General features: G+C 52.8%; 26 protein-coding genes. 12 read left to right on the forward strand and 14 right to left on the reverse strand.

Annotation, left to right across the window (positions count from 1 at the left end; all coding sequences use genetic code 11):
- Positions 1-308 precede the first annotated feature (308 nt).
- Positions 309-656, forward strand: coding sequence for a Grx4 family monothiol glutaredoxin (locus E5C26_RS11145; RefSeq protein WP_012144929.1), 348 nt, complete (start codon positions 309-311; stop codon positions 654-656).
- Between the two features lie 70 nt (positions 657-726).
- Here the strand turns inward: E5C26_RS11145 and rnt are convergent, their stop codons facing one another.
- Both rnt and gloA read right to left on the reverse strand, forming a co-directional pair.
- The gene (rnt, locus tag E5C26_RS11150) at positions 727-1407 is read right to left on the reverse strand and encodes a ribonuclease T (RefSeq protein WP_135316354.1); all 681 of its coding nucleotides are present in this window, start codon (positions 1405-1407) and stop codon (positions 727-729) included.
- Positions 1408-1485: 78 nt separating this feature from the next.
- On the reverse strand, positions 1486-1893 hold the full coding sequence (gene gloA, locus E5C26_RS11155; protein WP_012144931.1) for a lactoylglutathione lyase: 408 nt from the start codon (positions 1891-1893) through the stop codon (positions 1486-1488).
- 323 nt (positions 1894-2216) lie between these two features.
- On the opposite strand from gloA, the gene idi reads away from it, so the two are divergent.
- Positions 2217-2756, forward strand: coding sequence for an isopentenyl-diphosphate Delta-isomerase (gene idi / locus E5C26_RS11160; protein WP_135316355.1), 540 nt, complete (start codon positions 2217-2219; stop codon positions 2754-2756).
- 68 nt (positions 2757-2824) lie between these two features.
- Here idi and E5C26_RS11165 read toward each other — a convergent pair whose 3' ends face one another.
- From E5C26_RS11165 to E5C26_RS11190, 6 genes are all read right to left on the reverse strand, one after another.
- Entirely contained in the window at positions 2825-3922 is a 1098-nt protein-coding gene (locus E5C26_RS11165) for an alkene reductase (RefSeq protein ID WP_135316356.1), read from the reverse strand.
- An 88-nt stretch (positions 3923-4010) separates the two neighbouring features.
- Complete coding sequence (locus E5C26_RS11170) at positions 4011-4631, reverse strand: TetR/AcrR family transcriptional regulator (protein ID WP_135316357.1); 621 nt, start codon at positions 4629-4631, stop codon at positions 4011-4013.
- Between the two features lie 103 nt (positions 4632-4734).
- Entirely contained in the window at positions 4735-6498 is a 1764-nt protein-coding gene (locus tag E5C26_RS11175; protein WP_135316358.1) for an alpha/beta hydrolase, read from the reverse strand.
- Positions 6499-6537: 39 nt separating this feature from the next.
- A complete protein-coding gene (locus E5C26_RS11180) occupies positions 6538-7326 on the reverse strand; it encodes a peptidoglycan-binding domain-containing protein (protein WP_135316359.1) in 789 nt (262 codons plus the stop codon).
- Between the two features lie 283 nt (positions 7327-7609).
- Positions 7610-9247, reverse strand: coding sequence for a phosphoethanolamine transferase EptA (gene eptA, locus E5C26_RS11185; protein WP_135316360.1), 1638 nt, complete (start codon positions 9245-9247; stop codon positions 7610-7612).
- Positions 9248-9409: 162 nt separating this feature from the next.
- The gene (locus E5C26_RS11190) at positions 9410-10051 is read right to left on the reverse strand and encodes an NAD(P)-dependent oxidoreductase (protein WP_135316361.1); all 642 of its coding nucleotides are present in this window, start codon (positions 10049-10051) and stop codon (positions 9410-9412) included.
- A gap of 123 nt (positions 10052-10174) precedes the next feature.
- On the opposite strand from E5C26_RS11190, the gene E5C26_RS11195 reads away from it, so the two are divergent.
- The 3 genes from E5C26_RS11195 (at position 10175) to E5C26_RS11205 (ending at position 12361) form a co-directional block, all read left to right on the forward strand.
- Positions 10175-11104: a LysR family transcriptional regulator gene (locus E5C26_RS11195; protein ID WP_206194261.1), complete on the forward strand. Its 930-nt coding sequence runs from the start codon at positions 10175-10177 to the stop codon at positions 11102-11104.
- A 21-nt stretch (positions 11105-11125) separates the two neighbouring features.
- Positions 11126-11365 (forward strand): DUF1289 domain-containing protein, encoded by a 240-nt coding sequence (locus E5C26_RS11200; protein ID WP_135316362.1) that lies wholly within the window; start codon positions 11126-11128, stop codon positions 11363-11365.
- Positions 11366-11464: 99 nt separating this feature from the next.
- Positions 11465-12361, forward strand: a complete 897-nt coding sequence (locus E5C26_RS11205) for an aldo/keto reductase (RefSeq protein ID WP_135316363.1) — start codon at positions 11465-11467, stop codon at positions 12359-12361.
- A gap of 52 nt (positions 12362-12413) precedes the next feature.
- Here E5C26_RS11205 and E5C26_RS11210 read toward each other — a convergent pair whose 3' ends face one another.
- Positions 12414-14258, reverse strand: a complete 1845-nt coding sequence (locus tag E5C26_RS11210; RefSeq protein WP_135316364.1) for a polyurethane esterase — start codon at positions 14256-14258, stop codon at positions 12414-12416.
- A 240-nt stretch (positions 14259-14498) separates the two neighbouring features.
- Between E5C26_RS11210 and sodC the strand changes: the two genes are divergently transcribed.
- Entirely contained in the window at positions 14499-15020 is a 522-nt protein-coding gene (sodC, locus tag E5C26_RS11215; RefSeq protein ID WP_135316365.1) for a superoxide dismutase family protein, read from the forward strand.
- 9 nt (positions 15021-15029) lie between these two features.
- On the opposite strand, the gene E5C26_RS11220 is transcribed toward sodC, so the two are convergent.
- The 3 genes from E5C26_RS11220 to E5C26_RS11230 are packed head-to-tail and all read right to left on the reverse strand — an operon-like array spanning position 15030 to position 18161.
- Complete coding sequence (locus E5C26_RS11220) at positions 15030-17054, reverse strand: FUSC family protein (protein ID WP_135316366.1); 2025 nt, start codon at positions 17052-17054, stop codon at positions 15030-15032.
- Positions 17055-17063: 9 nt separating this feature from the next.
- Entirely contained in the window at positions 17064-17921 is an 858-nt protein-coding gene (locus E5C26_RS11225) for an efflux RND transporter periplasmic adaptor subunit (protein WP_135316367.1), read from the reverse strand.
- A gap of 3 nt (positions 17922-17924) precedes the next feature.
- Positions 17925-18161 (reverse strand): DUF1656 domain-containing protein, encoded by a 237-nt coding sequence (locus E5C26_RS11230; RefSeq protein ID WP_012144944.1) that lies wholly within the window; start codon positions 18159-18161, stop codon positions 17925-17927.
- A gap of 180 nt (positions 18162-18341) precedes the next feature.
- Here E5C26_RS11230 and slyA point away from each other — a divergent pair, with 180 nt between their 5' ends.
- Positions 18342-18776, forward strand: coding sequence for a transcriptional regulator SlyA (gene slyA, locus E5C26_RS11235; protein WP_012144945.1), 435 nt, complete (start codon positions 18342-18344; stop codon positions 18774-18776).
- A gap of 93 nt (positions 18777-18869) precedes the next feature.
- Here the strand turns inward: slyA and E5C26_RS11240 are convergent, their stop codons facing one another.
- Positions 18870-19334, reverse strand: a complete 465-nt coding sequence (locus tag E5C26_RS11240) for a glycine zipper 2TM domain-containing protein (RefSeq protein ID WP_099062075.1) — start codon at positions 19332-19334, stop codon at positions 18870-18872.
- A gap of 368 nt (positions 19335-19702) precedes the next feature.
- Between E5C26_RS11240 and anmK the strand changes: the two genes are divergently transcribed.
- The 5 genes from anmK (at position 19703) to pdxY (ending at position 24253) form a co-directional block, all read left to right on the forward strand.
- Positions 19703-20824 carry an anhydro-N-acetylmuramic acid kinase gene (gene anmK / locus E5C26_RS11245; protein ID WP_135316368.1) on the forward strand — a complete coding sequence of 374 codons (1122 nt, stop codon included), beginning with the start codon at positions 19703-19705 and terminating at the stop codon, positions 20822-20824.
- 45 nt (positions 20825-20869) lie between these two features.
- Positions 20870-21172, forward strand: a complete 303-nt coding sequence (locus E5C26_RS11250) for an MliC family protein (protein WP_135316369.1) — start codon at positions 20870-20872, stop codon at positions 21170-21172.
- A gap of 87 nt (positions 21173-21259) precedes the next feature.
- Complete coding sequence (pdxH, locus tag E5C26_RS11255) at positions 21260-21913, forward strand: pyridoxamine 5'-phosphate oxidase (protein WP_135316370.1); 654 nt, start codon at positions 21260-21262, stop codon at positions 21911-21913.
- 139 nt (positions 21914-22052) lie between these two features.
- The gene (gene tyrS / locus E5C26_RS11260; RefSeq protein WP_115184778.1) at positions 22053-23327 is read left to right on the forward strand and encodes a tyrosine--tRNA ligase; all 1275 of its coding nucleotides are present in this window, start codon (positions 22053-22055) and stop codon (positions 23325-23327) included.
- Positions 23328-23392: 65 nt separating this feature from the next.
- The gene (gene pdxY, locus E5C26_RS11265; protein WP_135316371.1) at positions 23393-24253 is read left to right on the forward strand and encodes a pyridoxal kinase PdxY; all 861 of its coding nucleotides are present in this window, start codon (positions 23393-23395) and stop codon (positions 24251-24253) included.
- Positions 24254-24299: 46 nt separating this feature from the next.
- On the opposite strand, the gene gstA is transcribed toward pdxY, so the two are convergent.
- Entirely contained in the window at positions 24300-24905 is a 606-nt protein-coding gene (gstA, locus tag E5C26_RS11270) for a glutathione transferase GstA (RefSeq protein WP_135316372.1), read from the reverse strand.
- Between the last annotated feature and the right edge of the window lie 17 nt (positions 24906-24922).

Consider the following 24922-nt stretch of genomic DNA (forward strand, 5'->3'; position numbering starts at 1 on the left):
GTGAGAAAACGTTAATAGCATTTTTTTTGCCGAAAAATCAAACTGTTGATGTATAAAAAACCAACAATGACCACCAGCGGACTTATTAAACGGCGCGTTTTGATAAAAAATATATTAGTGAAATGGCCAGATTAAAAATGTTATTCTGCGCATATGTTTTGACCGGAAAGGCCTTGCCGGTGAGACGCGACTGACAACGGGGGAATGCCCTTGCAAAAGATGGCGTTTTCTTGCGACTGTTCCAGCCGCTACAATAGCCAATGTGATGCATGTTGTAGCCATGAGATTTGGCTTGAGGAAGCAATATAATGACGACGACGATTGAAAAAATTCAGCACCAGATCACTGAGAACCCAATTCTACTGTACATGAAAGGTTCACCGAAATTGCCAAACTGCGGTTTCTCTGCGCAAGCCGTGCAGGCACTGTCTGCCTGTGGCGAACGCTTTGCTTACGTTGATATTTTGCAGAACCCGGACATCCGTTCCGAGTTGCCGAAATATGCCAACTGGCCGACTTTCCCACAGCTGTGGGTAGACGGTGAGCTGGTCGGCGGCTGTGATATCATCATGGAAATGTATCAGCGCGGCGAATTGCAGCAGCTGATCAAAGAAACGGCAGAGAAGTACAAACAGCAGGAAGACCAGCAGCCATAATCGGCTCGGTTTTATTGTTGGAAGTCATCGGGCGGTGCCAGCTAATACTGGGCCGCCCGATTTTTTTGTCTTAGTCGGTATTGGTGGCGGCCAGCGGCCAACCGCCAAGACGCTTCCAGCGGTTAACCAGCTCGCAGAACAGCTGAGCGGTTTGCTCGGTGTCATACAGCGCTGAATGGGCCTGGGCACTGTCGAACGGGATATCGGCGGCAATGCAGGCTTTGGCCAGCACCGTTTGCCCCAACACCAGCCCACTCAATGCCGCGGTGTCAAAGGTGGCGAAAGGGTGGAAAGGGTTGCGTTTCAGGCTGGCGCGCTCAGCGGCCGCCATCAGGAAGCTGTGATCAAAATTGGCGTTATGCGCCACAATTATCGCCCGGTTACAGCCGCGATCCTTAATGCCCTTGCGCACTGCTTTAAAAATAGCGTGCAACGCATCGTACTCACTGACCGCACCACGCAGGGGATTACTCGGATCTATGCCGTTAAAAGCCAGCGCTTCGGGTTGCAGGTTGGCGCCTTCAAAAGGCTCCACGTGAAAGTGCAGGGTTTCGTCCTGCTGCAACCAGCCGTCTTCATCCATTTTTAACGTAACGGCGGCAATCTCCAGCAGCGCGTCAGTTTTGGCATTAAATCCGGCAGTTTCTATATCTATCACTACGGGGTAAAACCCACGAAAACGGCCACTCAGGGCGTTAAGATCACTTTTTTCGGCCATCAGTTTCTTATCTTCATCGAATGCAGCGCGCATTATGGCAAATTTTGCGCCCGGTTGCAGGCGGTTATCACGTGGAAAAAACAAGGACGCAGATAGCGCCCCTGAATGATCTTAGTGACCGAGGCCATGGCCTGCGTGTTTGTTCTCGATCAGTTCGATTTTGTAACCGTCAGGATCTTCAACAAAGGCGATCACCGTGGTGCCGCCCTTGACCGGGCCGGCTTCGCGGGTAACCTTGCCGCCGGCATTACGGATACTGTCACAGGTGGCCGCAACATCGTCTACGCCCAGTGCAAGGTGACCGAATGCGGTGCCCATTTCGTAACTGTCGGTGCCCCAGTTATAGGTCAGTTCAATCACCGCACCTTCACTTTCATCGGTATAGCCTACAAACGCCAGTGAGTACTTGTATTCCGGGTTCTCGCTGGTACGCAGCAGGCGCATGCCTAATACCTTGGTATAGAAGTCGATGGAGCGTTGCAGATCACCGACGCGGATCATGGTATGGAGTAAGCGCATAATTCCTCTGATTGGATGTGCCGTTGCCAATGGCGGATGGATTGAAGCAAATCCAGTATAGCGTTGCCGCATAAGGGATTTCAATGTAAGTAAGGGGAGGTGTACGGCATTATGTGACGTTGTCACTTTAATGTTCAACCCAATGCCACAACCGCACGCTTTGTCGCCGTGCGGCCAAAGGAAACCGGTACTATAGCCACCGCAAGGGATAGCGTGCCCGATAACGATGCAGGGCAAAGATTAATTTATACATTTGGATCGGATTAATATGGCGGTTTATTTTTTTAGTGTGGGATCATTGCGTGCGCAACAGGAGTCAATTAATGGATGAAATGTTAATTCTGGTTGATGCCGATGATAATCCCATTGGTTCGCAAACAAAAACGTTGGTACATCAGCAGGGGTTGCTGCACCGGGCATTTTCAATTTTTATCTTTGATAGCCAGGGGCGTCTGTTGCTACAGCAGCGAGCTTTCAGTAAGTATCACTCGGCCGGGCTATGGACCAACAGCTGCTGTGGCCACCCGCGCTGGGGCGAGTCGACACTGGCCGCGGCTCAGCGCCGTCTGCAGGAAGAGATGGGGTTCTGCACTGAGCTACAACAAGTTACCAGCTTTACCTATCAGGCTACGGTCCCCGGCGATTTGATTGAGCACGAATTCGATCATATCTATGTCGGTTTATTTGACGGCAAGCCGGAAGGGGCGCCTGAAGAGGCCCATAGTTGGTCGTGGACGGATATTCAGCAATTAACGGATGAAACAACGCGTAATCCTGAAAAGTTTACCGTTTGGTTTCTCACCATAATGAAGGATCTTGGAGCCAATGAAATGAAACGTTGGGCGAGATTGGCTGCGAGCTAACTGACAGCTCCCCTTAAATGGTAAAAAGCCCGCCGGTATGGGCATACCGGCGGGCTTTGCTATTTTACTTACAGCGTCGGGTAGTCGGTGTAGCCTTCAGCACCACCACCGTAGAAAGTTTCCGGTTTAGGTTCGTTCAGCTCAGCGCTCAGTTTAAAGCGCTCAACCAGGTCCGGGTTGGCGATATAGCTACGGCCAAAGGCCACGGCATCGATAAAGCCTTTATTGATCAGCTCTTCTGCTTTCTCGGCGGTATAGGCACCGGCCCCGACAATCACGCCTTTAAAGTGGGCGCGTACCGAGTCACGGAAGGCGTCGGAATATGGCTTGCCACCCGCCCAGTCAGGCTCAGAAATGTGCAGATAAGCGATGTTACGCTTGTTCAGCTCTTCCACCAGATACAGGGCTGCATCTTCCTGATCTTCACCGTTGTCCAGGCCGTTGAACGGACCCAGTGGTGAAATACGGATACCAATGTGCTCTGAACCCCATTCAGCGATAGTGGCGTCAACCACTTCCAGTGTCAGACGCGTACGGTTTTCGATGCTGCCGCCGTACTGATCGGTGCGCTGGTTAGAGGCCGGCGCCATAAACTGGTGCAGCAGATAGCCGTGCGCCGCATGCAGTTCGATAAAGTCGAAACCGGCCTCACGTGCGTTGGCAGTCGCCTGGCGGAAATCGTTAATGATGCCTGGGATCTCTTCAGTTTCCAGGGCGCGTGGGGTAGAGGTGGGTACGCGTACCCAGGCACCGGTCTCGTCACGCACGGTAGTGCGGGTGTCGGCATTGATCGCAGAAGGGGCAACCGGAGCCTGTTGGCCCGGCTGCAGGCTGTTATGGGAAATACGGCCCACGTGCCACAGCTGAACGGCGATATGGCCGTTCTTGTCATGTACAGCCTGGGTGATCTTTTTCCACGCGGCGATCTGCTCGGGGGTATGCAGCCCCGGTGCACCGGCATAGCCTTTCGCCTGGAAAGAAATCTGGGTGGCTTCGGTGACAATCAAACCCGCGCTGGCGCGTTGGGCATAGTATTCCCCCATCAGCGGAGTAGGGATATCACCAGGCTCAATGCTGCGCAGACGCGTCAGCGGGGCCATAAACACGCGGTTTGGCAGGGTTACAGCGCCAACCTTCAGCGGGGAGAACAACTTTTCAATCTTCATAGTGCATCCTATATTAATAGACCGGTCGACTAGTAACGAATGTAAAGCCGCCCAATGCGGCAATTCATGATAAATCAGGGTGTTTTGTTTAGTGCTGCGCCGGACGCAACAACAGTTCAATACTTTCCAGCGCGCTGGTCAGCGGGGCGACCGAGTGGCGGATTTTGGCGCGTAATGAAGCGCCAAGCCACAGGGAATACAGCGTTTCCGCCGTGGCCGCCGGGCTCATGGCTAGCGACAATGAACCTTCGCGGATCCCGCGTTCAATCGTATCCTGCAGGTGACCAATCACCCGGGCACTGCCGGTTTCCAGCGCATGACGCATGGGCTCCGACAGGTCGCTCACCTCGGCAGACAATTTCACCGCCAGGCAGGCGTTATGGCATTCGCTGCGGCAATGGTAGCTGATCGCCTGAGCGTAATAGCTTAACAGTTGGTGGCGTGCATCGCCTTTATCGTCGGCAAACAGCTGTTGCATTGCCGCATCATAGTGTTCGAAATAACGCTGTAGCATCGCTTCGCCAAACACTTCCTTAGACCGGAAGTAGTGGTAGAACGAACCTTTTGGCACGCCCGCTGTGCTCAGCAGTTCGCTCAGTCCCATACCGGTAAAACCGAGACGCAGGCTGAGGGTCTCGCCGGTAGCGAGCAAATGTTCACGGGTATCTGTAGGGCAGTGCGCATGTTTAGTCATAATGGGTATCAGCATAATAGACCGATTGGTCTAGGTCAATGCGTGTCTTGACCAAAATGTAACGGGAAGATTCACTATCGTCGGTGGATTTACCCGGTAACTCTTGATTGTTCAACACTCAAAACCAGGTTACAACCTTCCAAATCAACAGAAGGTAAATCGCCAATGCAGCTTCTCCCCACCTGCCTTGGCCAAGATGACTCCCCAGGCAATAAAAGATAGCGCCTAAGCCGAGCGCAACCGCTAGGATGGCCAGTAAAACAAGTGGTGAAAATGTTCCTAGAGTGCGAACAATCCTGGATTGACGGCAAGCTGCAGGTTGCAACGTTGGAACTTTCCCATCGAGAATGAAGCGGGCGATGTCACGCCAATACTTTTCCTGCAATGCCGCGCTGTGCTCGCCTGTTACATAGCGAAGATTGAACGTTTTATTGCTATTAAAACCGTCATGACCAGCACTGCCGAGATCGGGGATAGACAGAGTTTGGAAGGTTTTCGGAAACAATGCAACCACCCAGTCTGCCGTGGCAACGAAGTTGACCATGGTTTTAACCCGTCCCTGATGAAACATCGTTTTCCAGTCAAAATCTGTACGTACTACGCTACCGGCGAAAATGACATGCTTAAAATACACGCCTGAATAAGATTGCAATGCCTTGGCGAGCATATAAGTACCATGGCTGTGGCCTATGAAAGAGAACTCGGCATTAGGGTAGAGCGCCTGATTTGTAGCATAGCGGTCCAGTAGCCATTCAACGCGACGGCGGCGTATATGCGGCAATAAAAATGGCAGCATGGCAAAGTAACCGTAGCTGGATGTTTCAGTTTTGACGATGGTTTTCACCACTGGTACCGTTGTAGTGTTCATGATTTTATCAATATTTTTATTTCTGGCCCTCGCCAGAGCAACGACTCGACGAGCAATCTTTTGTGTCCAATAGCCTTGATCGCGAATACCGTGGATGACGAACACTACATCGGTCACTCTCGGTTCCCTGGTGGGTTCGTTATGGTCTGCCGGTAAAATGGAATACTGTTCAAGTCTTTCCTTTGACGCTGTTAGGGCCATTTCCACTCGTCGACGCCGCTGGTTCCCGACGGGAGTATCATTCGTTTCAATGATGTTGGAATGGCCTGAGCCCGGAACATCAAAATAATAAAAATCGTCACCGGCAACGAGATCGATATTATCTTCAGGAGAAACCATGTCATCGATGGTTCCAAGGAGTTGTACGGTAATTGCTGAACCTGCAACATCAGGGGATTCTGCTGCGCGTCGGCGCATGGCCATCCACTCCAGGCGCAATTGAGTAAGGAAGGGGGCACCCCGGCGAATATTAAATACTAAGGGTATTTTGTTGCTACACATCATGATGATATTTCCCAGCAGGTTACCGATACCCCACACGAAGGCATTTTTAAGCGAAAGATGCGGCGAAATTGTCCATCCTCGGTTCATGGCTGACAACAAAACGATTCGTTTAACTCGCGATGCCCAAGGTACTGCCGCCGAGCCGATAAACAATGGGTCAAAGGGAACGCGAGGTGTTTGCCCGCAAGCATAGATATAAACTTTTCTGGCAATTAATGCGCCTGTGCTGTGGCCAATAAAATAAATGTCTTCGATATTGTTTTTATTATTTTCCCATGTTGAGTTAATCTGATCAAATACCTCTTTTGTGATTAGGTAGGGATCCGAAAACGCTGTCAAACTCAGTGGCATTGATGGAATTACCAGTATGGGGTCGGAACGTCCCTGTCGCCGCCACTTGTTTAAAATAATAGCGTTAATATATTTCATGTTGTCTGCCGAACCATTGAAGCCATGCAGCAAAACGATTAAATCTTTTTTTGTTATAGCAGATGAAGTTTCTTCTTTCATATAAAACTCCTGCAGCCGGACTATCAATGATATGGTTGTTTAAAGCAGACTAATAAAATCTTTATTACTGATGTTGCGGATCTTCGAGCAGACTTCATAGCCATTAGCACTTCCCTGATGGTCGGTGTTTCCCTCGATTGTGGAGAACAATGAGTCGTGACCGTTAAAAGAGAAACCGGTATGGACCCAGTCTTGGTCTGATTTATCAGAGCGCACCAGAAAGAGTTGTATCTGACCCATTTCCTGCCAACGCTTTTGCCTTGATGCGAACAGTTCTGCAGGAACTAGTCGTCCTTTTTGTTTCGCCTGTTTAGCTAAAATATCGCAGGATTGTGAACCGGCTATAGGCATGACTTGTAGGCCAAGATTATCGCGAGTTTGCTGGAGAATAAAACTCACGAAACCTGCGCACCAAAGCTGGTCTTCTCCCTCGGCTCCTTGCATATAAAGGCGTACCCAAGGGCCACGATTTTCACCTCCAATTTCAATTGGATGCTGATTTAAATGCTGTGTCGCAATTACTTTAAGCGCATCACCGAATGACTGTGTGTTACCTATGCCAGCCAAGGCGTTTTGCATCGGCCTGGTGAGCATTTTCCAGGTCAATGGGTCGACGATACCATTTTCGTTCAGTCCCAATGTTTTCTGAAAGTTCTTAACGGCTTGCTCTGTTGCCGGACCAAATTCGCCATCAATAACGACTTGTTGATGATTAAATGTTAGCCACTCTTGAATTCTTTTAGCGTCGTTGCTTTTATTTCCTTTTTTAATGCTTTCATTCAGGGTGAGTTCATCTTTCGCATATTGTGTGTAATCATTTTGAGCCATGACTGACCTCGGGATACTTAGAATAATTGAGAGAAAATGACAGGCGTGTAACTTTGATTATACGTGAAGGGTTAGTTTTAATGTAGCTCAGGCCGCAAGGAAGTAAATTGTTTTTTGAATATATTATTTTTATCAATATTAATTTTTGAGTATCAATGAGTTGTTGTTGTTGTGACTATGGATATTATGTTTCAACTAATTATTTCTGGTGGCGCATATGTTGGTTTCATTGCCGGTATCCAACAGATAGTTATTGGTACCGGCAGTGAAAATGTACGCAGTATTAACTGTTTATCCGGCAGCGCTGCAGAATATCCAGCTGCGGTTGATATTCCCGTGTTTGCACGTTCAGCATGCCAAGCATGGTATGGAACAGGTTGTCTTGCGAGACATCATCCTTTTCCGCCATGTTACTCAGGCACTGGCGATCAACCTTGAAGTTGCGCTCATAGTCCGCGGACATCCACATCAGGAAGGGGACGTGGGTCTGCTGGCTTGGCGCAAATACGTAAGGGGTACCGTGCAGATACATGCCGTTTTCGCCCAGCGATTCACCGTGGTCAGAGAGATACACCAGCGCGGTGTTGAACTTGTCACTGTGCTGTTGCAACAGCTTGATGGTGTCGTCCAGCATGGCGTCGGTATACAGCAGTGAGTTGTCATAGGTATTCACCAACTGCTCGTGGCTGCAATCCTGGATCTGATTGCTGTTGCAGGTGGGCGAGAACTTCTGGAACTCTGGCGTGCTGCGACGGTAATAGGCCGGACCGTGGCTACCCATCTGGTGCAGCACTATCACGCCGTCATCTTTCAGGCTGTTGATATAGTCGTTCAGTTTATACAGCAGCACGTTATCCATACAGACGTCACCGTCGCAATCCTGCGGCAGTTTCAACTTGGTCATGTCAACGTGCGGCACGCGATCGCAGGCACCTTTGCATCCGCCGTCGTTTTCACGCCACAACACATTAACACCGGCATGCGCCAGCACGTCGAGCATACCTTCCTGATGCGTTGCCTGGGTGGCATCGTAATCCTGGCGTGGCATGTTGGAGAACATGCAAGGCACGGAGATCGCGGTTTCGGTGCCGCAGGAACTGGCGTTTTTAAAGTACACCACGTTCTGCTGTTTCAGGCGTGGATTGGTTTCGCGCCCGTAGCCGCCCAATGAGAAGTTCTCGGCACGTGCCGTTTCGCCCACCACCAGAACAACCAGCGTTTTCTTTTGCTGTGCAGTAATCAACGGCCCTTTACGTGCATCTTCACCAATTTTCACCAGCGGTAAATTGCGGGTGAAATAACGTTGCTGGGTAAATTTGATGGTGCCGGAAACGAAGTTCGACGGCGTCAGCATTTTCACCACGCTTTTGTTATTACGGATCAGCGACGCGTAATCCTTATAAAACAGGGCGGCGATAATCAGGATCACCACTACCGAGAGCATCACGTTAGCGGCCCGCAACCCGACCATGTACCACCATGGGCGAGTCTTACGGATTTCGATAAAGCACACCAATACTGCAGGCAGAATACCCAGCAGCAACAGCCACAGGCCCATGCGTGGCGTCAACAGCGCCGTGGCTTCCTGGGGATTGGTTTCGAAGGCGTTCTGCATCATATTGCCGTCGATCACCACGCCGTAACTGAACATAAAGTAGTTGGCGGCCGCGCTGCCGAGCAGGAAGAAAATCATCAGTGGCTTGCGTAAAAACGGCACGGTCAGCACGCTGAAGATAATATTCAGCGCACAGAAAATCACCACCGGCATGGTGGCGGCGAAAATCACGCTGTGGACGTTATCGAAGCTGATATACGACCAGGCTTTATGAAGAAATAACGCATTCTGAAACAGAGTGAAGAATAAGGCACTGGCGAGGATAAAACCCAGGCTGTTGCACTGTAAGCGTTGACGTAACGACATTGCCAAATCTGAATCCTGATATTGAGTAATGCGCTGAAATTTACAGGATGAAACTTAAGAAAACCTTAGAGATTTATCATGGTTACAGGGGACGTTTACTTTTGGTTTAGCTTGAGAGTCGCCAGACCGGGCGGTCTGGCGAGGGGATTAGGGCGAGAATGATTAATAGGCGGCGGTAAATTGCGCTTTAATAAACTGCGGTTTTTCGATCTCGTCGATAATCGCTACCGACAGGTCTTCCACCGAAATACCCGCGGGTGCCAGGCCGTTCATCAACAGCTTGGTGGTACCCAGACGGAATTGCCCGGTGCGTTTTCCGGGTTCCAGCAGGGCCGCTGGAGACAAATAGGTCCAGTCGAGTTGGGATTCATTGCGCAATTTGTTGCGTAAATCACGCACGGCCTGGGCACCCGGGCGGATATTTTCCGGGAACTGCGGGGTATCGACCAGTTCAACGCCCGGAGCCACTTCCAGGCTGCCGGCACCGCCAACCACCAACAGGCGTTTTACGCCGGATTTTTTCACCGCGTCCAGGATCTGTTGTGAGCCCCTGGTGGTTTTCTCGTACAGATTTTCTTCCGCCCAACCCGGGTTAAAGGCGCTGATTACCGCGTCCTGGCCGGTTAGCTGTTTCGCCAGCCATTCGGTGTCGGCGACGTCGCCCAATGCGATGGTCAGGTTTGCGTTGTCGGGCAAGTCTTTGTGCTGACGTGCAATCGCCGTGACCTGCAAACCGCGGTTCAGTGCTTCATCCACCACGCGGCGGCCAACAAAACCCGTTGCTCCAATAATGGCTACTTTCATCTGTTTGCTCCTGTCGTGTATCAGCTCAGATTCACCTGAGCGCGTATCTACAATGTAGTACTTAACAATAGGCTTGATTAGTGCCATATTCGTGCTTTCTTGAGTAAGTAAAACTTCATAATCGTGGATAAACTGAATCGAATGGCGGTTTTCGCCACCGTGGTGGCGGAAGGATCCTTTGCCGGTGCGGCCCGGCGGCTGGGCATGACGCCATCGGCGGTCAGCCAGCATATGCGTTCGTTGGAAAAAGCGCTTGGCGTGCCCTTGTTACATCGTTCTACACGACGGCTGGCACTTACCGAGGCTGGGGCGGCATTTCACCCCGGCTGCGAGGCGATGCTGTTTCAGGCGCAACAGGCTCAGCAGCGGCTGGCCGAGCTGCGCGACACTCTGGTGGGGGAGCTGCGTATCGCTACCACCATTGGCATAGGTGGCCGTCCGCTCGCGGAGGCGCTGGCACCATTGCTGCAGGCGCATCCCAACCTGACTCTGCGAGTGTTGGCGGACGATCGGATCGTCGACATGATTGAACAACGGATCGACATTGCACTGCGGGTCAATCGTCAACTGGCGGATGCCAATATGATTGCCCATCCGCTGGCCGAATGGCCAATGGTACTGTGTGCCGCTCCGCGCTACCTCAGCCAGCACGGGGTGCCCGAGACGCCGCAGGACCTGGTGCAACACCGCTGGATCTCCGGCGCTTTCAGCGGGGCGCATCTGGATTTGCATCATCAGGGTGGGCAACAGCTAAAATTGCGTCTGGCGGAAGGGCAGATCGTCAGCGACAGCATGAACGTGATGCGCGCCTTCACCCGCAGCGGTCTGGGGATCTCGATTCAACCGCTGTATGAAATAGAGGATGAATTGCAGCGCGGTGAACTGATCCAACTGATGCCTGAATGGCGACCAGCACCACTGCGGCTGCACGCCATGACGCTCGAACGGGCAATGCCGGAGAAAAATCGTCAGGCGCTGCGGTATTTACGCGACTATTTTCACCGTCATGCCGAAAAGTCACTTGCCAGCGGCGCCGATGGCGTCTTCAATTAGCAAGAGAACGCAGGAGGACGTGTGGCACAGCAGCTTGAGTTTTTTGACATCCCCAGCCCCTGTCGCGGCATTTGTCAGGCGGATGATCGCGGCTTTTGCCGTGGTTGCCTGCGCAGCCGTGAGGAACGCTTTGGCTGGATGCAAATGAACGATGCACAAAAACGGGACGTGCTGCGCCTGTGCCACCAACGCTTGCTGCGCCTGCAGCGAGCCAGTAAACAACCGGACGAACCCTTGCCGGAACAACCGTCGCTGTTCTAAGTCATTTCTGATCTGCCGCACGTAAGCGCGGCTTTCCGCTTCCCACCGAGTTATCCGCTTGTGTATGCTGGCATTAAACACTGTCATGAGGTTTCAATAATGGTAAACCGTATACAACTCGCGCCGCAGGGGCCTGAATTTTCCCACATGATTTGCGGATACTGGCGTTTGATGGAATGGGGGATGTCGCCGCAACAGTTGCTGGCGTTTATTGAGCAGCATATTGAGCTGGGTGTCACTACTGCCGATCATGCGGACATTTACGGCGGCTATGCCTGCGAACAAGCCTTTGGTGAAGCGATGCGTCTGAAGCCTTCACTGCGTCAGTCGATGGAGTTGGTGTCCAAATGCGGTATCGCCACTACTGCCAAGCCGGGTAATCCAATCGGCCATTACATTACCAGCCGCGAACATATCGTAAACAGTGCGGAAAGCTCGTTGCAGCACTTGCACACGGATTATCTCGATCTGTTGCTGATCCACCGTCCGGATCCGCTGATGGATGCCGATGAGGTGGCCGAGGCCTTCGTGGCACTGCATAAAAGTGGCAAGGTACGCCATTTCGGCGTATCCAACTTCACCACGACGCAGTTCACGCTGCTGCAGTCGCGTCTGCCGTTCTCACTGGTGACCAATCAACTGGAAATTTCGCCGATCCATCAGCCGGCTATTCTGGATGGCACCCTGGATCAGTGCCAGCAATTGCGTATCAAGCCGATGGCCTGGTCTTGTTTGGGGGGCGGCCGCCTGTTCAATGACGCCGAGTTCCAACCGCTGCGCGATGAACTGCAGGCGGTGGCACAGGAGATTGGCGCCGAGACTATCGAACAGGTGGTCTACGCCTGGGTGATGCGTTTGCCGTCGTCACCGCTGCCGATTATTGGCTCTGGCAAGATTGAGCGCGTGCGTTCGGCGCTGAAGGCACAGCAGTTGACGTTAAACCGTCAGCAGTGGTTCCGTATTCGCAAGGCGGCTCTGGGTTACGACGTGCCTTAATCGGCGGTAAGAAATTGGGCAGCCGGGGCTGCCCATTGTTATGCCCGAAATATTAAGCCAGAACCACCTGACCGTCGCTGAGGTGATCCAGCGCCATGCCAACCAACGTCACTTTGTTTGTGCCGAAGGCAAATACCAAATCGTTGTCCTGCTGCGAAACATAGTCATGGAAATCGCCGCTGGCGCCTTGGGTACCAATAAATACCAGTTTGTCGCTGGCACCGAAATGGTAAACCTGGTCATTGCCGAAATCCCCGCTGAATAAGAAAGTGTTGTTGCTGCCACTGCTTTGCAACACGTCATCGCCCTTGCCGCCGACAAAGGTCAAATTGCCGCCGGCATGACCAAGCAGAGTGTCATTACCGTCGTTGCCGAATAGCCAGGTGTCATTGGCGCGCGCCTGTAAGTTGTCATCGCCGGCACCGCCGTTGAGCGATGAGGCATAAGCCTTCAACCCTTCGCTCGATTTTAAGCCGGCACTAGTCACTTGATGGTCCAGCTCTTTGCTGAAGATTAACCAGGAGGTCTCTTTCGTGCGCAGTGTGCCGATGTCCTCGGCCAGAGTGATGCCGCCCCTGGCGTCGCGCAAATAGAGTGTTTCGCCGTCGTAGGCTACCTGAGTATTTTTAAGCGCTTGCTGGGTATCGAAAATATTGTTTCCCTTACCGCCAGAAATAATATTGTAGCCACCATCGTCGCGGAAAATGTCATTACCGGCACGGCCTTCAAGATAATCATTACCGCTGCCGCCCTTGATTAAGTCATTGCTGTCACTGCCCACGATAAAGGTCGGGCCGCTGTGTTGCTCGGCATTGCGATTGAGATCCTCAACCCAGGTATTGCCACGGGTGACATCGGAAAGGTTGGAGACGATCACCGTTGAGTCTTTGTTGGTCAGCGAGTAAAACTCTGAATTGAGCACCCGCATCAATCCATCCTGATAAAAGAACGGCAGATGGGATAGCCAGGTGGGAACATTCAGGATCGAGAAGGGCAGAATATTCCAGGCGTCAGAGGCGTAGTGGTCGTTGAAGTTGACGATATTATTGGTGGCCGACGCCTGTGGGCTATCGTGAACGCCCAAAGAAGCAGGCGTCAGCGTGGTGCCGTCCAGTGCGCGAAAGACCGGATCGTTTTCGTAACCAATATTGATCACCTTGCCACCCGTTTCGTATTGCGTTGGGGAGGCGAAGGCGAGATAGTTCGACTGCGAGTAAAATCCTCCCCAATTATCGTCACTGAGTGCCGCCATGCTGTTTACCGCCAACCCGCCAAGGCTGTGGCCGCTGACGGTAACGTCATCGCCGCTCAAACCGTGCGCCTGGGCGAATTTGGCGACATCCCCCAGCAGGGTACCAAAGGCTTTCAGACTGTAGTTATCGGCATAGCCATTCGGCCCGAATCCGGCCAGCAGGTCATTGATCAGATCGCCGATAGTATCGGTGACCAAGGATTCTCGTGGGCCACTGGTGCCGCGAAAAGCTATGCCGATCCCTGTAAGGTTGCCTTCACTGTCATATTTGCCCAGCACCTCGGCTTGTGCAGTGGTGTAGCCCAGGGTTTCGCCGTAATAGGTGCCGCGGGCATCCGTTTTGCCGGTATAACCCAATTGGTCGGCACCTATCACTGACCATCCGGCGTTATTCACCGCATCCAGCGCTGCCTTTTCTGAATCCGGATTCCAGGGAATACCGGGTAATCCCCCCTGAGATTGTGTGCTGCCGATCAGCGCCGTTACCAGCGTTAAGGGTAAGCCCAGCCCAAAACCGGTATTGTGGTAGCCCTCATCAAAACCATTATCGATATTGTGATATGCGTAGGTAGAGATCGCCATGGCGTCGCTAAACAACGCTTTGGATTTCTCATCATCGAGACCTTGATAATTAAAGATTCCCATATCAGTTCCTTATGAATTCGCTGCATTGCCGGGTTAATCTTTGGATAGCCGTTGCAGCTTGTGTCGGTGTACAGAGTGTGCCGAACGCCAGCTGGTCAGAGGACTGACATCGGTAGAATGATTATTAGTACTAATTATTGATAATGCGAATTTGATCGCCAAAATTGTGCGCGTTTTGAGCGCTGGCTTGCAGCTTCCCCTATACTTTAGAGCTCACAGTGATTCCAGGAGGATTGATTAATGAAACATTATTGGTATGCGGCCTTCGGTTTGATGGCTTGCGGAGTCGCTCAGGCGGCGACGGTGGATGTTGACATGAATCTGGTGACCGGACAGGGAATTGGTCAGGAAATTGGCAAGGTGACGATCAGCGAAACGCCTTATGGGCTGTTATTTACTCCGCAACTCAAAGCGTTACCGGCTGGCGTACACGGCTTCCATGTACATGAAAACGGCAGTTGCGAGCCGGGGATGAAAGATGGCAAAGCGGTTGCTGCACTGGCGGCGGGTGGGCATTTTGATCCGCAAAAAACCGGTAAACACCTGGGTCCTTATGCCGACGGCCATTTGGGTGACCTGCCGGCGATTTACGTAACGGACGATGGCATGGCCAGTTATCCGGTATTGGCTCCACGGCTGAAAAAAATCAGTGAAATAACCGGCAAAGCGCTGATGGTACATGCGGGTGGCGATAACCACTCCGATCACCCGAAACCTCTGGGTGGTGGTGGAGAGCGTTTCGCCTGTGGTGTCATTAAGTGATAAAACTGCTTAGCTCGCTGCTGCCGCACTGTCAGGCGGGGTGATAGCCTGCTGTAACTGTTGCAACGAACAATAAAGCCGCCAAATTAACCCGGCAAGATCGCGCGCCGCCTGTTCCGGGTGGTGCGCCAGTGCATTACTCATGCGTTGCAGCTCTTGTAAGCTGGCGTCCAGTGAACGGTGCTGTACGCCTTTTTCCGTCATAATGCCCCGCAAACAGTGAATACAGACATCACGCACCGCCGAGAGTGGATCGGATCGGGTCTGCCAGTCACGCAGTTGCCAAACGATATGGCTGCAGTTGAGCAGCACCACGCCCCAGCGCAATAACCAACTGCGTGCCTCTTGATCCTGGCTTTGATTCAATTGGCTGATGCGGTGATAAATCAGCGATTCAAACTGGCTCTCGCTTTGCTGCGGCTTTTTACTCAGCTGATCGATAAAGTCTCGCCGCAGGGCGCGGATAATGCGCCGGCTTTTGCGTTTGTCTGAGCTCGGCCGCAAGATCTGGAACGCCAGACCGGCCAACAGCACGCCGACAATTTTGCCGATACTGTCATTGATAAACGACTGATAATCGTAGCTTGGCGGGTTGGTGACGGACAAAAACGAGCCCATAAACACGATCAGTTGCCCCCAGAGTGCAGCATAGGAGGGATTCTGCAGCTTGAGCATCTGCATGGTGACCAACACCGGGAACAGAAAGGCACAGAATAGCCACAAGTCATCTATCTGAATCATCAGGCCAAACTTCACCATAAAACAGACGATCGAAAGCAGTGTCACTGCCTTTAGCAGGGTGGTGATGCTGTTGATCGGTGAGGGTGTGGAGGAATAGAGCACGCAACTGATGGCAACCAGCGTCAGGGCCGAACTGCCGGCATCCCACTGGGTGTTAATCCAGTAAGCACAGCCGAGAATAATGCACAGAAAAGTACGCAGGCCGTTATAGGCGGCCTCGTAACTGTCGGTGTGACGGGCCAGAGACGTCACACGCGGCGGTTGTATCTCGCTGACCGGGGTGGCGCTTTCCAGCCGTTGCAACCAGCGGCTGCAGTTAAGGTACAGCCAGCAGAAATGGCGTAGACGTAGCCAAAAGGCACGATGGCGGTAATCGGCAGGATCCTGTGGGGCAATCTGCTGCAGGATACGGGCCAGGCGGTATTTATCGGTATCGGGATTGCGCAGTTCGTTCAGCAACTGATCCAAAACGGTCGCCAGGTTGGCCGGGCGATCCGGCCAGTTCAACAACATGCGGCGCAGGCTGGAGATCACGCTGGTAATACGCAGTTGCTGATGCAGCATATAGTTGAGCAGGTTATTTTGCCGACGCAGCCGGTAGTGGCTCCAAAAGGCCTGAATGCGCAACAGGTTCATGGTCAGGATCTGGCCGATAACCCCTTCATGTGACGTGCGCATCTGTACGGTGATCTCGGGTTGCCACAGCATCGCAGCGTGCTCCAGCAACCGCAGGTGCATGCGCCGCAGGGAGGTCAACAGCGCTTCACCGTCCGAAGTGCTGGGCAGGATCATCATCATCAGCCCGCCGCACAGAATACCGGTAATCACTTCGCAAACGCGCGCCTGGGCGATATCAAAGATTTGCTGGGTGTCGGTGACGTTGACCGTACTAAAGGCGATGATGGCGGCGGTATAGCCTGCCAGCGCAAAGGCGTAGGAGACGTTGTTTTGATAATGATTGGAAATATAAGTGCAAAGTCCGATCCAGGCGGCAATGAACAGCGTGAACAGCCAGGGATCGTTGAGGCAATGGCCGGCAATGGCCACTGATGCGGCTGCACCGACCAGGCTACCGAAAACGCGCCCGATGCTTTTACTGATCACGCCACCGACGGTGGGGAAACTGACCACTGCCGCTGAGGTGAGGGCCCAGTAAGGCTCGTCAAGATTGAGGACGAACGCTACCCACAACGAAAGGCACATCGCCAGCGAATTGCGCAGCGCATAACGCCATTGCCCAGCGCTGGCTTTCCCCCAGGGGGTACGGCTCCATTCCAAAAAAGGCAGGTTCACTGGTTAGCCTTACTGATGAATGGAGATGGTGCAGGTGGTGCCGGCCACCAGGGGTAAATCAGCGGGCACATTCAGCAGTTTTATCCGCACCGGAACGCGCTGTGCCAGCCGTACCCAAGGCACGTTGGGCTTCACGTCCATTAATAAATCACTGCTGCTTTCAACGCTCTGATCGTAAATGGCACGGCCAATGCTTTCTACTTCGCCCTGGAGAGGAGTATTGCCATTATATAAAACGATATCCGCTTTGTTGCCTTCTTTTATATGCTTTAACTTGGTTTCTTCAAAATAGCCGAGGACATAAAAAGAGTGTACGTCGACCAGTGCGACCAAGGGGGTACCGACGCTGGCATAGTTTCCAACCCGGGTCTGTAAATTGGTGATATAGCCATCGGTAGGGGCATAAATTTTAGTTTTACTTAAATTCCACTTGGCCTGTTCCAGATTGGCTTGAGCGGCTTTATAAGCAGCTTTCATTGCCTGGGCTGCTAAATTTGACTCATCCATATCTTCTGCAGAAATAACATTTTTTGGCAGGCTGCGACGGCGAGCCGCTTCATGGTCGGTTTTGGCCATATCGGACTGCGCTTTTGCCAGCGCGGCCTCAGCATTGTCGAGCGCAATCTGGTATGGCACAGGGTCGATCGCAAAAATCAGACTTCCCGCAGGTATGAACTGATTGTCATGAACGGTTATTTTCTCTAATCTTCCAGAAACTTCTGGTGTGATATTGACGAGTTCGGCGCGTACCTTTCCATCACGGGTCCACGGGGATTGCATATAATAATTCCATAGCCACCACCCGGCACAGAGGGCAATGGCGCAGACGATTACCGTAGAAAAATATTTTAATGTTTTATGTGTCATCGGTTACCAACTCGCTAAAAGCCACAGGGCGCCGCTGACGGCAATGACGAAAATAGACAAATCCATCAGCATGGGATGCCAAATTTCGCCGGAATAAATCCAGTCTCGCAACAGGTGGTGTACCAGTAGCCATAAAACCAGGCCAAGCAACACAGCCTTAAATATGGGCGGAAAATAAAGCGAGGCGCCCAGCACCAAATCGGGCAACGGGGACGAGGCATGGAGCCATGAAGTATTCACATTAACAATCCCGATGAGTGAATATGTTGAGTCTTTGCATAGAGAATAAACAATAACTGGCCAAAATGGTGGCTATTTCCACAATATACATTATATACATTTGTGTTTTTAATGTTTGTTACTCAAAATAGTCTAAACTCTGGGAGGGTATATTAGCATGCTAATTATAAGGAGGGGTAAGTGGAGTCAACATTAGGTTCCGATTTAGCACGATTAGTTCGTGTTTGGCGCGCGCTGATCGATCATCGGCTCAAGCCGCTGGCGCTGACGCAAACACATTGGGTCACCCTGCACAGTATCAATCGCTTACCGCCGGAGCAGTCGCAGATCCAGCTGGCCAAGGCGATCGGCATTGAGCAACCGTCGCTGGTTCGTACTCTGGACCAGTTAGAAGAAAAGGGGCTGATTACTCGTCACACCTGCGCCAATGACCGGCGAGCGAAGCGTATCAAGCTGACTGAAGCTGCCGATCCCATTATCAGGGAGGTGGACAGTGTGATCAGTTCGACGCGGGGCGAAATTTTGAGTGGGATTACCACTGACGAAGTGCAATTGTTGGTAGGTCTGATTGGCAAGTTGGAACAAAACATTACTGAACTGCAAAATAAACAATAAGAAATTCTTCTTTTTACGATTAGATTTCACAGCATCGGAAATGAAACCGGAGGCCTAAAGCCTCCGGTTTTACCTGCCAAGTACAGCTTACACTTACAGTGGGGATACGGTGATGGTGTCGCCAGTGCGAGCCATACGAACGCGTTGCCCTGGGCTGAACTTGGTGTCGCCCGCCTTCTGAACCACCACGATGTTCTCTTTCTGGTCGGTCTTGATTTCCAGCTCATAGCCTGTAGTACGGCCGGCAGCTTCACCGATGCTGTTACCGGCTACGCCACCTGCTACAGCGCCGGCTGCAGTCGCCAGGCTACGGCCTGTGCCGCCGCCGACGGTGTTACCGAGGAAACCACCCAGCACGGCACCGCCGATGGCGCCAATGGTGTTTGATGTTTCACTACCCTGGATCTTGACCGGGCGCACAGAAACCAGCGTGCCGTAAGTCACGGTTTGCACCTGTTTGGCCTGCGAGGCGGAATAAACGTCGCCGGACATGGAATCATTGGCGCACCCTGCCAGCGTAACTGCGGCGATGGCAACGACGAGAAGACGCTTGATCATATAAAACTCCTGTTGGTAGTAGTCCATAACCTGGGAAACCTTGCCAGGCCAGATTCAGTAAAATGATAGAACAAAGTATGGCTTAAACCCACGTACATCACCACGACTCGTCACTGCACGCAGCTTAACTTTGCTCTGTTCAACCAATAATAAACGGTGGTTTAGCTTTATAACAGCCCTGGAAGAAATTCCGTTGCGTGTTGAGGCGCTGTTTAGCCGTACTTATCAATATTCGGTGTGGGCTAAAAACAGGCACATTGCTCACAGAGGTGAGAAAATACAACAGAGTTCATGGCGTTAATGTGGCAATTCTGGTTTATTTGTCAGGTCAAAATTTTTGCTTCCCCGCTAGGGTAAAGGATATTGCTATGAAGTCAGGCCGCTATATAGGTGTTATGTCTGGCACCAGTCTGGATGGGGTCGATGTGGTGCTTGCTGCAATTGACGGACGTATGGTGGCGCAACAGGCCAGTTACAGCCATCCGATGCCGCTCCAACTGAAGCAGGATATTCTCGGGATGTGTCAGGGCCAGCAGACCACGCTTTCTGCGGTCGGGCGGCTGGATGCACAGCTTGGTACGCTGTTCGGTGAGGCGGTACTGGGCTTGCTGAAGCAAACCGGTGTGGCGGCGCACGACATCACCGCCATCGGTTGTCATGGCCAGACGGTTTGGCATGAACCCGAGGGGGATGCGCGTTTCTCTATGCAACTGGGCGACAATAATCGCATCGCCGCGCTGACCAATATCACCACCGTTGGCGATTTTCGCCGACGTGACATGGCCTATGGCGGTCAGGGGGCTCCATTGGTACCTGCCTTCCATCAGGCGCTGCTGGCGCATCCGGTAGAGCGTCGGATGGTGCTGAATATCGGTGGCATCGCCAATCTGTCGATGTTGTTGCCGGGGGCTGCGGTACGTGGCTTCGATACCGGGCCGGGTAATATGCTGATGGATGCCTGGATATGGCGTCATCAATCACAGCCTTACGATAAGGACGGTGGCTGGGCGATGGCGGGGCGCGTTTGCTTGCCGCTGTTGCAACAGATGCTGGCCGATCCTTACTTCTCGCTACCTGCACCGAAAAGCACCGGGCGTGAATATTTCAACGCGGCCTGGCTGGAGCGTCAGCTCGCGGGGCTGGCGGCAGTCAGCCCGGTGGATGTGCAAACCACGTTGACGGAACTGACGGCGGTCACCATCTGCGAGCAGGTACAATTGGCGGGCGGTTGTGAACGTCTGCTGGTCTGCGGCGGTGGGGCGCGGAATCTGTTGCTGATGGCCCGGATGTCTGCGTTGTTGCCAGGCACCGAGGTCTGTCTGACTGACGATTTCGGCATTAGCGGCGACGATATGGAAGCCCTGGCCTTTGCCTGGCTGGCATTTCGCACCTTGTCCGGGTTGCCCGGCAACCTGCCTTCGGTGACCGGTGCCAGCTGTGAAACCCTGCTGGGTGGGATTTATCCGGTTTTGCCTTTGGGGGGCCGTTAGCTCTGTTAGGATAGAAATCGATAGATTTTCCTAAGGAGTAACAGCATGAAAAAAATCATTATTGCCGCCGGCGCATTGGTGCTGGCCGGCTGCAGTTATGTTCTGCCGCAGAATAGCCAAACCCTGCATTACCAGTGCGGCACTACGCCGTTGACGGTGTCACTGGACGGTAAGGAAAGCACCGTCAGTATGTTGATGGACGGCGAGCAACTGAAGCTGAAACAGGTACTGGCCATGTCCGGTGCAAAATACAGCGATGATAAGTACACCTTTTGGTCGAAGGGACAAAACGCCTACCTTGAGCGTAATGGCAAAGTGATTATGAGCGACTGTACGCTGACGAATTGATCCGGCAGTTGCGGCGTCAGAGCGATTGAGATCCTGACGCCGCTGGCGCAGAATAGAATCACGATTTTTCAGTTGGTTGATAACCGAATGATTGAAAATAATGAATTTGATGTTGCGGACCTGCGCCGCGAATATACCCGTGGCGGCCTGCGCCGTAACGACCTGACCGCCAATCCGCTGGAACTGTTCGAGCATTGGCTGAAACAGGCTTGTGACGCCCGTCTGGCGGATCCTACCGCCATGTGTGTGGCCACGGTGGACGAAAACGGCCAGCCCTACCAGCGTATTGTGTTGCTCAAGCATTTTGATGACAAAGGGTTGGTGTTCTACACCAACCTGGGCAGCCGCAAGGCGCAACAGTTGGCGAATAACCCGCACGTCAGCCTGCTGTTTCCGTGGCACATGCTCGATCGTCAGGTGATTTTCCTCGGCAAGGCGGAGCGCCTGTCCACCTTCGAAGTCATGAAATACTTTGCCAGCCGGCCGAAAGACAGCCAGATCGGCGCCTGGGTCTCGCAGCAGTCATCGCGTATTTCCGCGCGCGGCGTGCTGGAGAGCAAATTCCTCGAACTGAAGCAAAAATTCCAACAGGGCGAAGTGCCTCTGCCGAGTTTCTGGGGTGGATTCCGGGTTAATTTCGACTCCGTCGAGTTCTGGCAGGGCGGCGCCAACCGTCTGCATGACCGTTTCCTGTATCAACGGGACGGGAATGACTGGAAAATTGACCGACTGGCACCCTGAACAGCGAAAATCCCCCTTAAGCGCTGGCACTGATGTCGCCGGCGCTTTATTCTATGCGTCATTCTGAATTTAATATTTCGCCAGTGGGCGAAAGGTCGTGTACCGACAAAGGTGCATTCGTTTATACATGGAGTCATTGATGGCAAGCAGCAACTTGATTAAACAACTGCAAGAGCGGGGCCTCGTTGCCCAGGTTACGGATGAAGAAGCGTTAGCAGAGCGACTGGCGCAAGGGCCTATTGCACTGTATTGCGGTTTCGATCCGACCGCTGACAGCTTGCATTTGGGCCATCTGGTTCCTCTGTTGTGCCTGAAGCGCTTCCAGCTCGCCGGGCATAAGCCGGTAGCTTTGGTGGGTGGTGCTACGGGTCTGATTGGTGATCCGAGCTTCAAAGCGGCTGAGCGCAAGCTCAACACCACCGAAACGGTGAATGAATGGGTGGATAAAATCCGCAAACAGGTTTCTCCGTTCCTCGATTTCGACTGTGGTAGCAACAGCGCAATTGCCGCCAACAACTACGACTGGTTCGGCGGCATGAACGTGCTGACCTTCCTGCGTGACATCGGCAAGCATTTCTCCGTCAACCAGATGATCAACAAGGAAGCGGTGAAGCAGCGTCTGAACCGTGACGACTCGGGCATTTCTTTCACCGAGTTCTCCTACAACCTGTTGCAGGGCTTCGACTTCTCCGAGCTGTACAACCGTCATCAGGTTGAACTGCAGATTGGCGGCTCCGACCAGTGGGGCAATATCACCTCCGGTATCGATCTGACCCGTCGTATGCACCAGCAACAGGTGTTTGGCCTGACCGTGCCGTTGATCACCAAAGCTGACGGCACCAAATTCGGCAAGACCGAAGGCGGCGCAGTCTGGCTGGCGCCAGAAAAAACCAGCCCGTACAAGTTCTACCAGTTCTGGATCAATACCGCCGATGCCGACGTGTACCGCTTCCTGAAGTTCTTCACCTTTATGGATCTGGCCGAAATCAACGCGCTGGAAGAAGAAGACAAGAACAGCGGTAAAGCGCCACGCGCCCAGTATGTGCTGGCAGAAGAAGTGACCGGTATGGTGCACGGTGCGGAAGGTCTGGCTGCGGCCAAGCGTATCACCCAGAGCCTGTTCTCCGGCGCACTGCACGAAATGACCGAAGCCGACTTCGCACAATTGGCGCAGGACGGCATGCCGACCATCAAGCTCGATGGTGATGCCGATCTGCAGCAGGCGTTGGTTAACGCCGAGCTGGTGCCTTCACGCGGCCAGGCGCGTACCATGATCGGTTCCAATGCGGTGACCATCAACGGTGAGAAACAGTCCAACGCCGAATACAGCTTCAGCGATGCCGATCGCCTGTTCGGTCGCTACACGCTGCTGCGTCGCGGCAAAAAGCATTACTGCCTGGTCGATTGGCAGTAAACAGAATTTCAGCAAAGGGGCCCTCAGCGGCCCCTTTATTTTTAAGGCCTCAGAGCAGGTTTTTGATGAAAAACATTCTATCTATTCAATCTCATGTGGTGTTTGGCCATGCAGGCAACAGCGCGGCTGAGTTTCCGATGCGCCGTATGGGCGTTAACGTCTGGTCGCTGAACACCGTGCAGTTTTCCAATCATACTCAGTACGGCAAGTGGACCGGTTTCGTGATGCCGGCCAGCCATCTGACGGAAATTGCCCAGGGTATTGCGGATATCGATCAACTCAAGCACTGCGATGCGGTGCTGAGCGGTTATATCGGTTCGCCGGAGCAGGGCAGTCATATCCTGGAAATTGTGCGTCAGGTCAAGCAGGCTAATCCCAACGCCTGGTACTTCTGCGATCCGGTGATGGGACATCCGGAAAAAGGCTGCATCGTGGCACCGGGCGTGGCGGAGTTTCATTGTCAGCAGGCGTTGCCGTGCAGTGACATGATTGCGCCCAACCTGCTGGAACTGGAATTGCTGAGCCAGCACACCGTCACCAACGTGGAGCAGGCGGTCAGTGCCGCACGCGAGCTGATTGCCAAAGGGCCGAAACTGGTGCTGGTCAAGCATCTGAGCCGCGCCGGTTATAATATCGACTGTTTCGAAATGCTGTTGGTCACCGCGAGCCAAGCCTGGCACATCAGTCGGCCGTTGGTGGACTTCGGCGAGCGTCAACCGGTGGGTGTAGGTGACCTGACCAGTGGCCTGCTGCTGGTGAATTTGCTGAAGGGTGAGGCGTTGGACAAGGCGCTGGAGCACGTCACGGCGGCGGTGTATGAGGTGATGTTGACGACTCAGGCGATGGGGGAGTATGAGTTGCAGGTGGTCGCGGCTCAGGATCGTATTGTTCAGCCAAGCTGCGAATTTAAAGCGGTAAAACTGTAACGCCTGGCAAAGTGCCCCGGCGGCTTAACCCGCCGGGGCACAGGTATTATTTCAAGCTTTCTGCGTTCAATGTTGCCTCTACGGCTGGTCGTGCCGCCACGCGATCAAAATAGGCCGAAAGATGGGTGCGCTTTTTGATATCAAACTGCAGGGCGATCGCCCAGCGCAGCACGGTAAACAAATAAGCATCCGCCACGCTGAATTTATTGCCCAACAAGAAATGCTGCTTTTCCAGCACTGAATCCAGATAGTTGAATTTTTTATCCAGATTTTCCCGCGCGATGGTTTTGTATTCTTCCGGTGTTTTCGAGTTAAACAGTGGGCTGAATCCCTTGTGCAACTCAGTGGCAATATAGTTCAGCCATTCAATCGCATGATAACGCGACAGCGTACCTGCAGCAGGGATCAGGCCGCGATCCGGCACGCGGTCCGCCAGATATTGCACAATCGCCACGCCTTCGGTCAGCAGGCTGCCATCATCGAGCAGCAATGCCGGGACCTGTCCTTTCGGGTTGATAGCCAGATAGTCCGCACCGCTTTCGGTCTTTTTCAGTGCCAGATCAACCTTTTCCGCTGTGAAATCCAGGCCCGCTTCGCGCAATACAATATGAGGGGAAAGAGAACAGGCACCGGCTTTATAGAACAGTTTCATCGAAAGCTCCTTGATAG

Source organism: Serratia proteamaculans, from assembly GCF_004684015.1.
In the GTDB taxonomy this organism is placed as follows: Bacteria; Pseudomonadota; Gammaproteobacteria; order Enterobacterales; family Enterobacteriaceae; genus Serratia; species Serratia proteamaculans_F.

Bases quoted from the DNA above. Each gene is read 5' to 3' on its own strand.
- E5C26_RS11145 (WP_012144929.1), top strand. From the start codon at position 309: ATGACGACGACGATTGAAAAAATTCAGCACCAGATCACTGAGAACCCA.
- rnt (WP_135316354.1), bottom strand. From the start codon at position 1,407: ATGCGCGCTGCATTCGATGAAGATAAGAAACTGATGGCCGAAAAAAGT.
- gloA (WP_012144931.1), bottom strand. From the start codon at position 1,893: ATGCGCTTACTCCATACCATGATCCGCGTCGGTGATCTGCAACGCTCC.
- idi (WP_135316355.1), top strand. From the start codon at position 2,217: ATGGATGAAATGTTAATTCTGGTTGATGCCGATGATAATCCCATTGGT.
- E5C26_RS11165 (WP_135316356.1), bottom strand. From the start codon at position 3,922: ATGAAGATTGAAAAGTTGTTCTCCCCGCTGAAGGTTGGCGCTGTAACC.
- E5C26_RS11170 (WP_135316357.1), bottom strand. From the start codon at position 4,631: ATGCTGATACCCATTATGACTAAACATGCGCACTGCCCTACAGATACC.
- E5C26_RS11175 (WP_135316358.1), bottom strand. From the start codon at position 6,498: ATGAAAGAAGAAACTTCATCTGCTATAACAAAAAAAGATTTAATCGTT.
- E5C26_RS11180 (WP_135316359.1), bottom strand. From the start codon at position 7,326: ATGGCTCAAAATGATTACACACAATATGCGAAAGATGAACTCACCCTG.
- eptA (WP_135316360.1), bottom strand. From the start codon at position 9,247: ATGTCGTTACGTCAACGCTTACAGTGCAACAGCCTGGGTTTTATCCTC.
- E5C26_RS11190 (WP_135316361.1), bottom strand. From the start codon at position 10,051: ATGAAAGTAGCCATTATTGGAGCAACGGGTTTTGTTGGCCGCCGCGTG.
- E5C26_RS11205 (WP_135316363.1), top strand. From the start codon at position 11,465: ATGGTAAACCGTATACAACTCGCGCCGCAGGGGCCTGAATTTTCCCAC.
- E5C26_RS11210 (WP_135316364.1), bottom strand. From the start codon at position 14,258: ATGGGAATCTTTAATTATCAAGGTCTCGATGATGAGAAATCCAAAGCG.
- sodC (WP_135316365.1), top strand. From the start codon at position 14,499: ATGAAACATTATTGGTATGCGGCCTTCGGTTTGATGGCTTGCGGAGTC.
- E5C26_RS11225 (WP_135316367.1), bottom strand. From the start codon at position 17,921: ATGACACATAAAACATTAAAATATTTTTCTACGGTAATCGTCTGCGCC.
- E5C26_RS11240 (WP_099062075.1), bottom strand. From the start codon at position 19,334: ATGATCAAGCGTCTTCTCGTCGTTGCCATCGCCGCAGTTACGCTGGCA.
- anmK (WP_135316368.1), top strand. From the start codon at position 19,703: ATGAAGTCAGGCCGCTATATAGGTGTTATGTCTGGCACCAGTCTGGAT.
- E5C26_RS11250 (WP_135316369.1), top strand. From the start codon at position 20,870: ATGAAAAAAATCATTATTGCCGCCGGCGCATTGGTGCTGGCCGGCTGC.
- pdxH (WP_135316370.1), top strand. From the start codon at position 21,260: ATGATTGAAAATAATGAATTTGATGTTGCGGACCTGCGCCGCGAATAT.
- tyrS (WP_115184778.1), top strand. From the start codon at position 22,053: ATGGCAAGCAGCAACTTGATTAAACAACTGCAAGAGCGGGGCCTCGTT.
- pdxY (WP_135316371.1), top strand. From the start codon at position 23,393: ATGAAAAACATTCTATCTATTCAATCTCATGTGGTGTTTGGCCATGCA.
- gstA (WP_135316372.1), bottom strand. From the start codon at position 24,905: ATGAAACTGTTCTATAAAGCCGGTGCCTGTTCTCTTTCCCCTCATATT.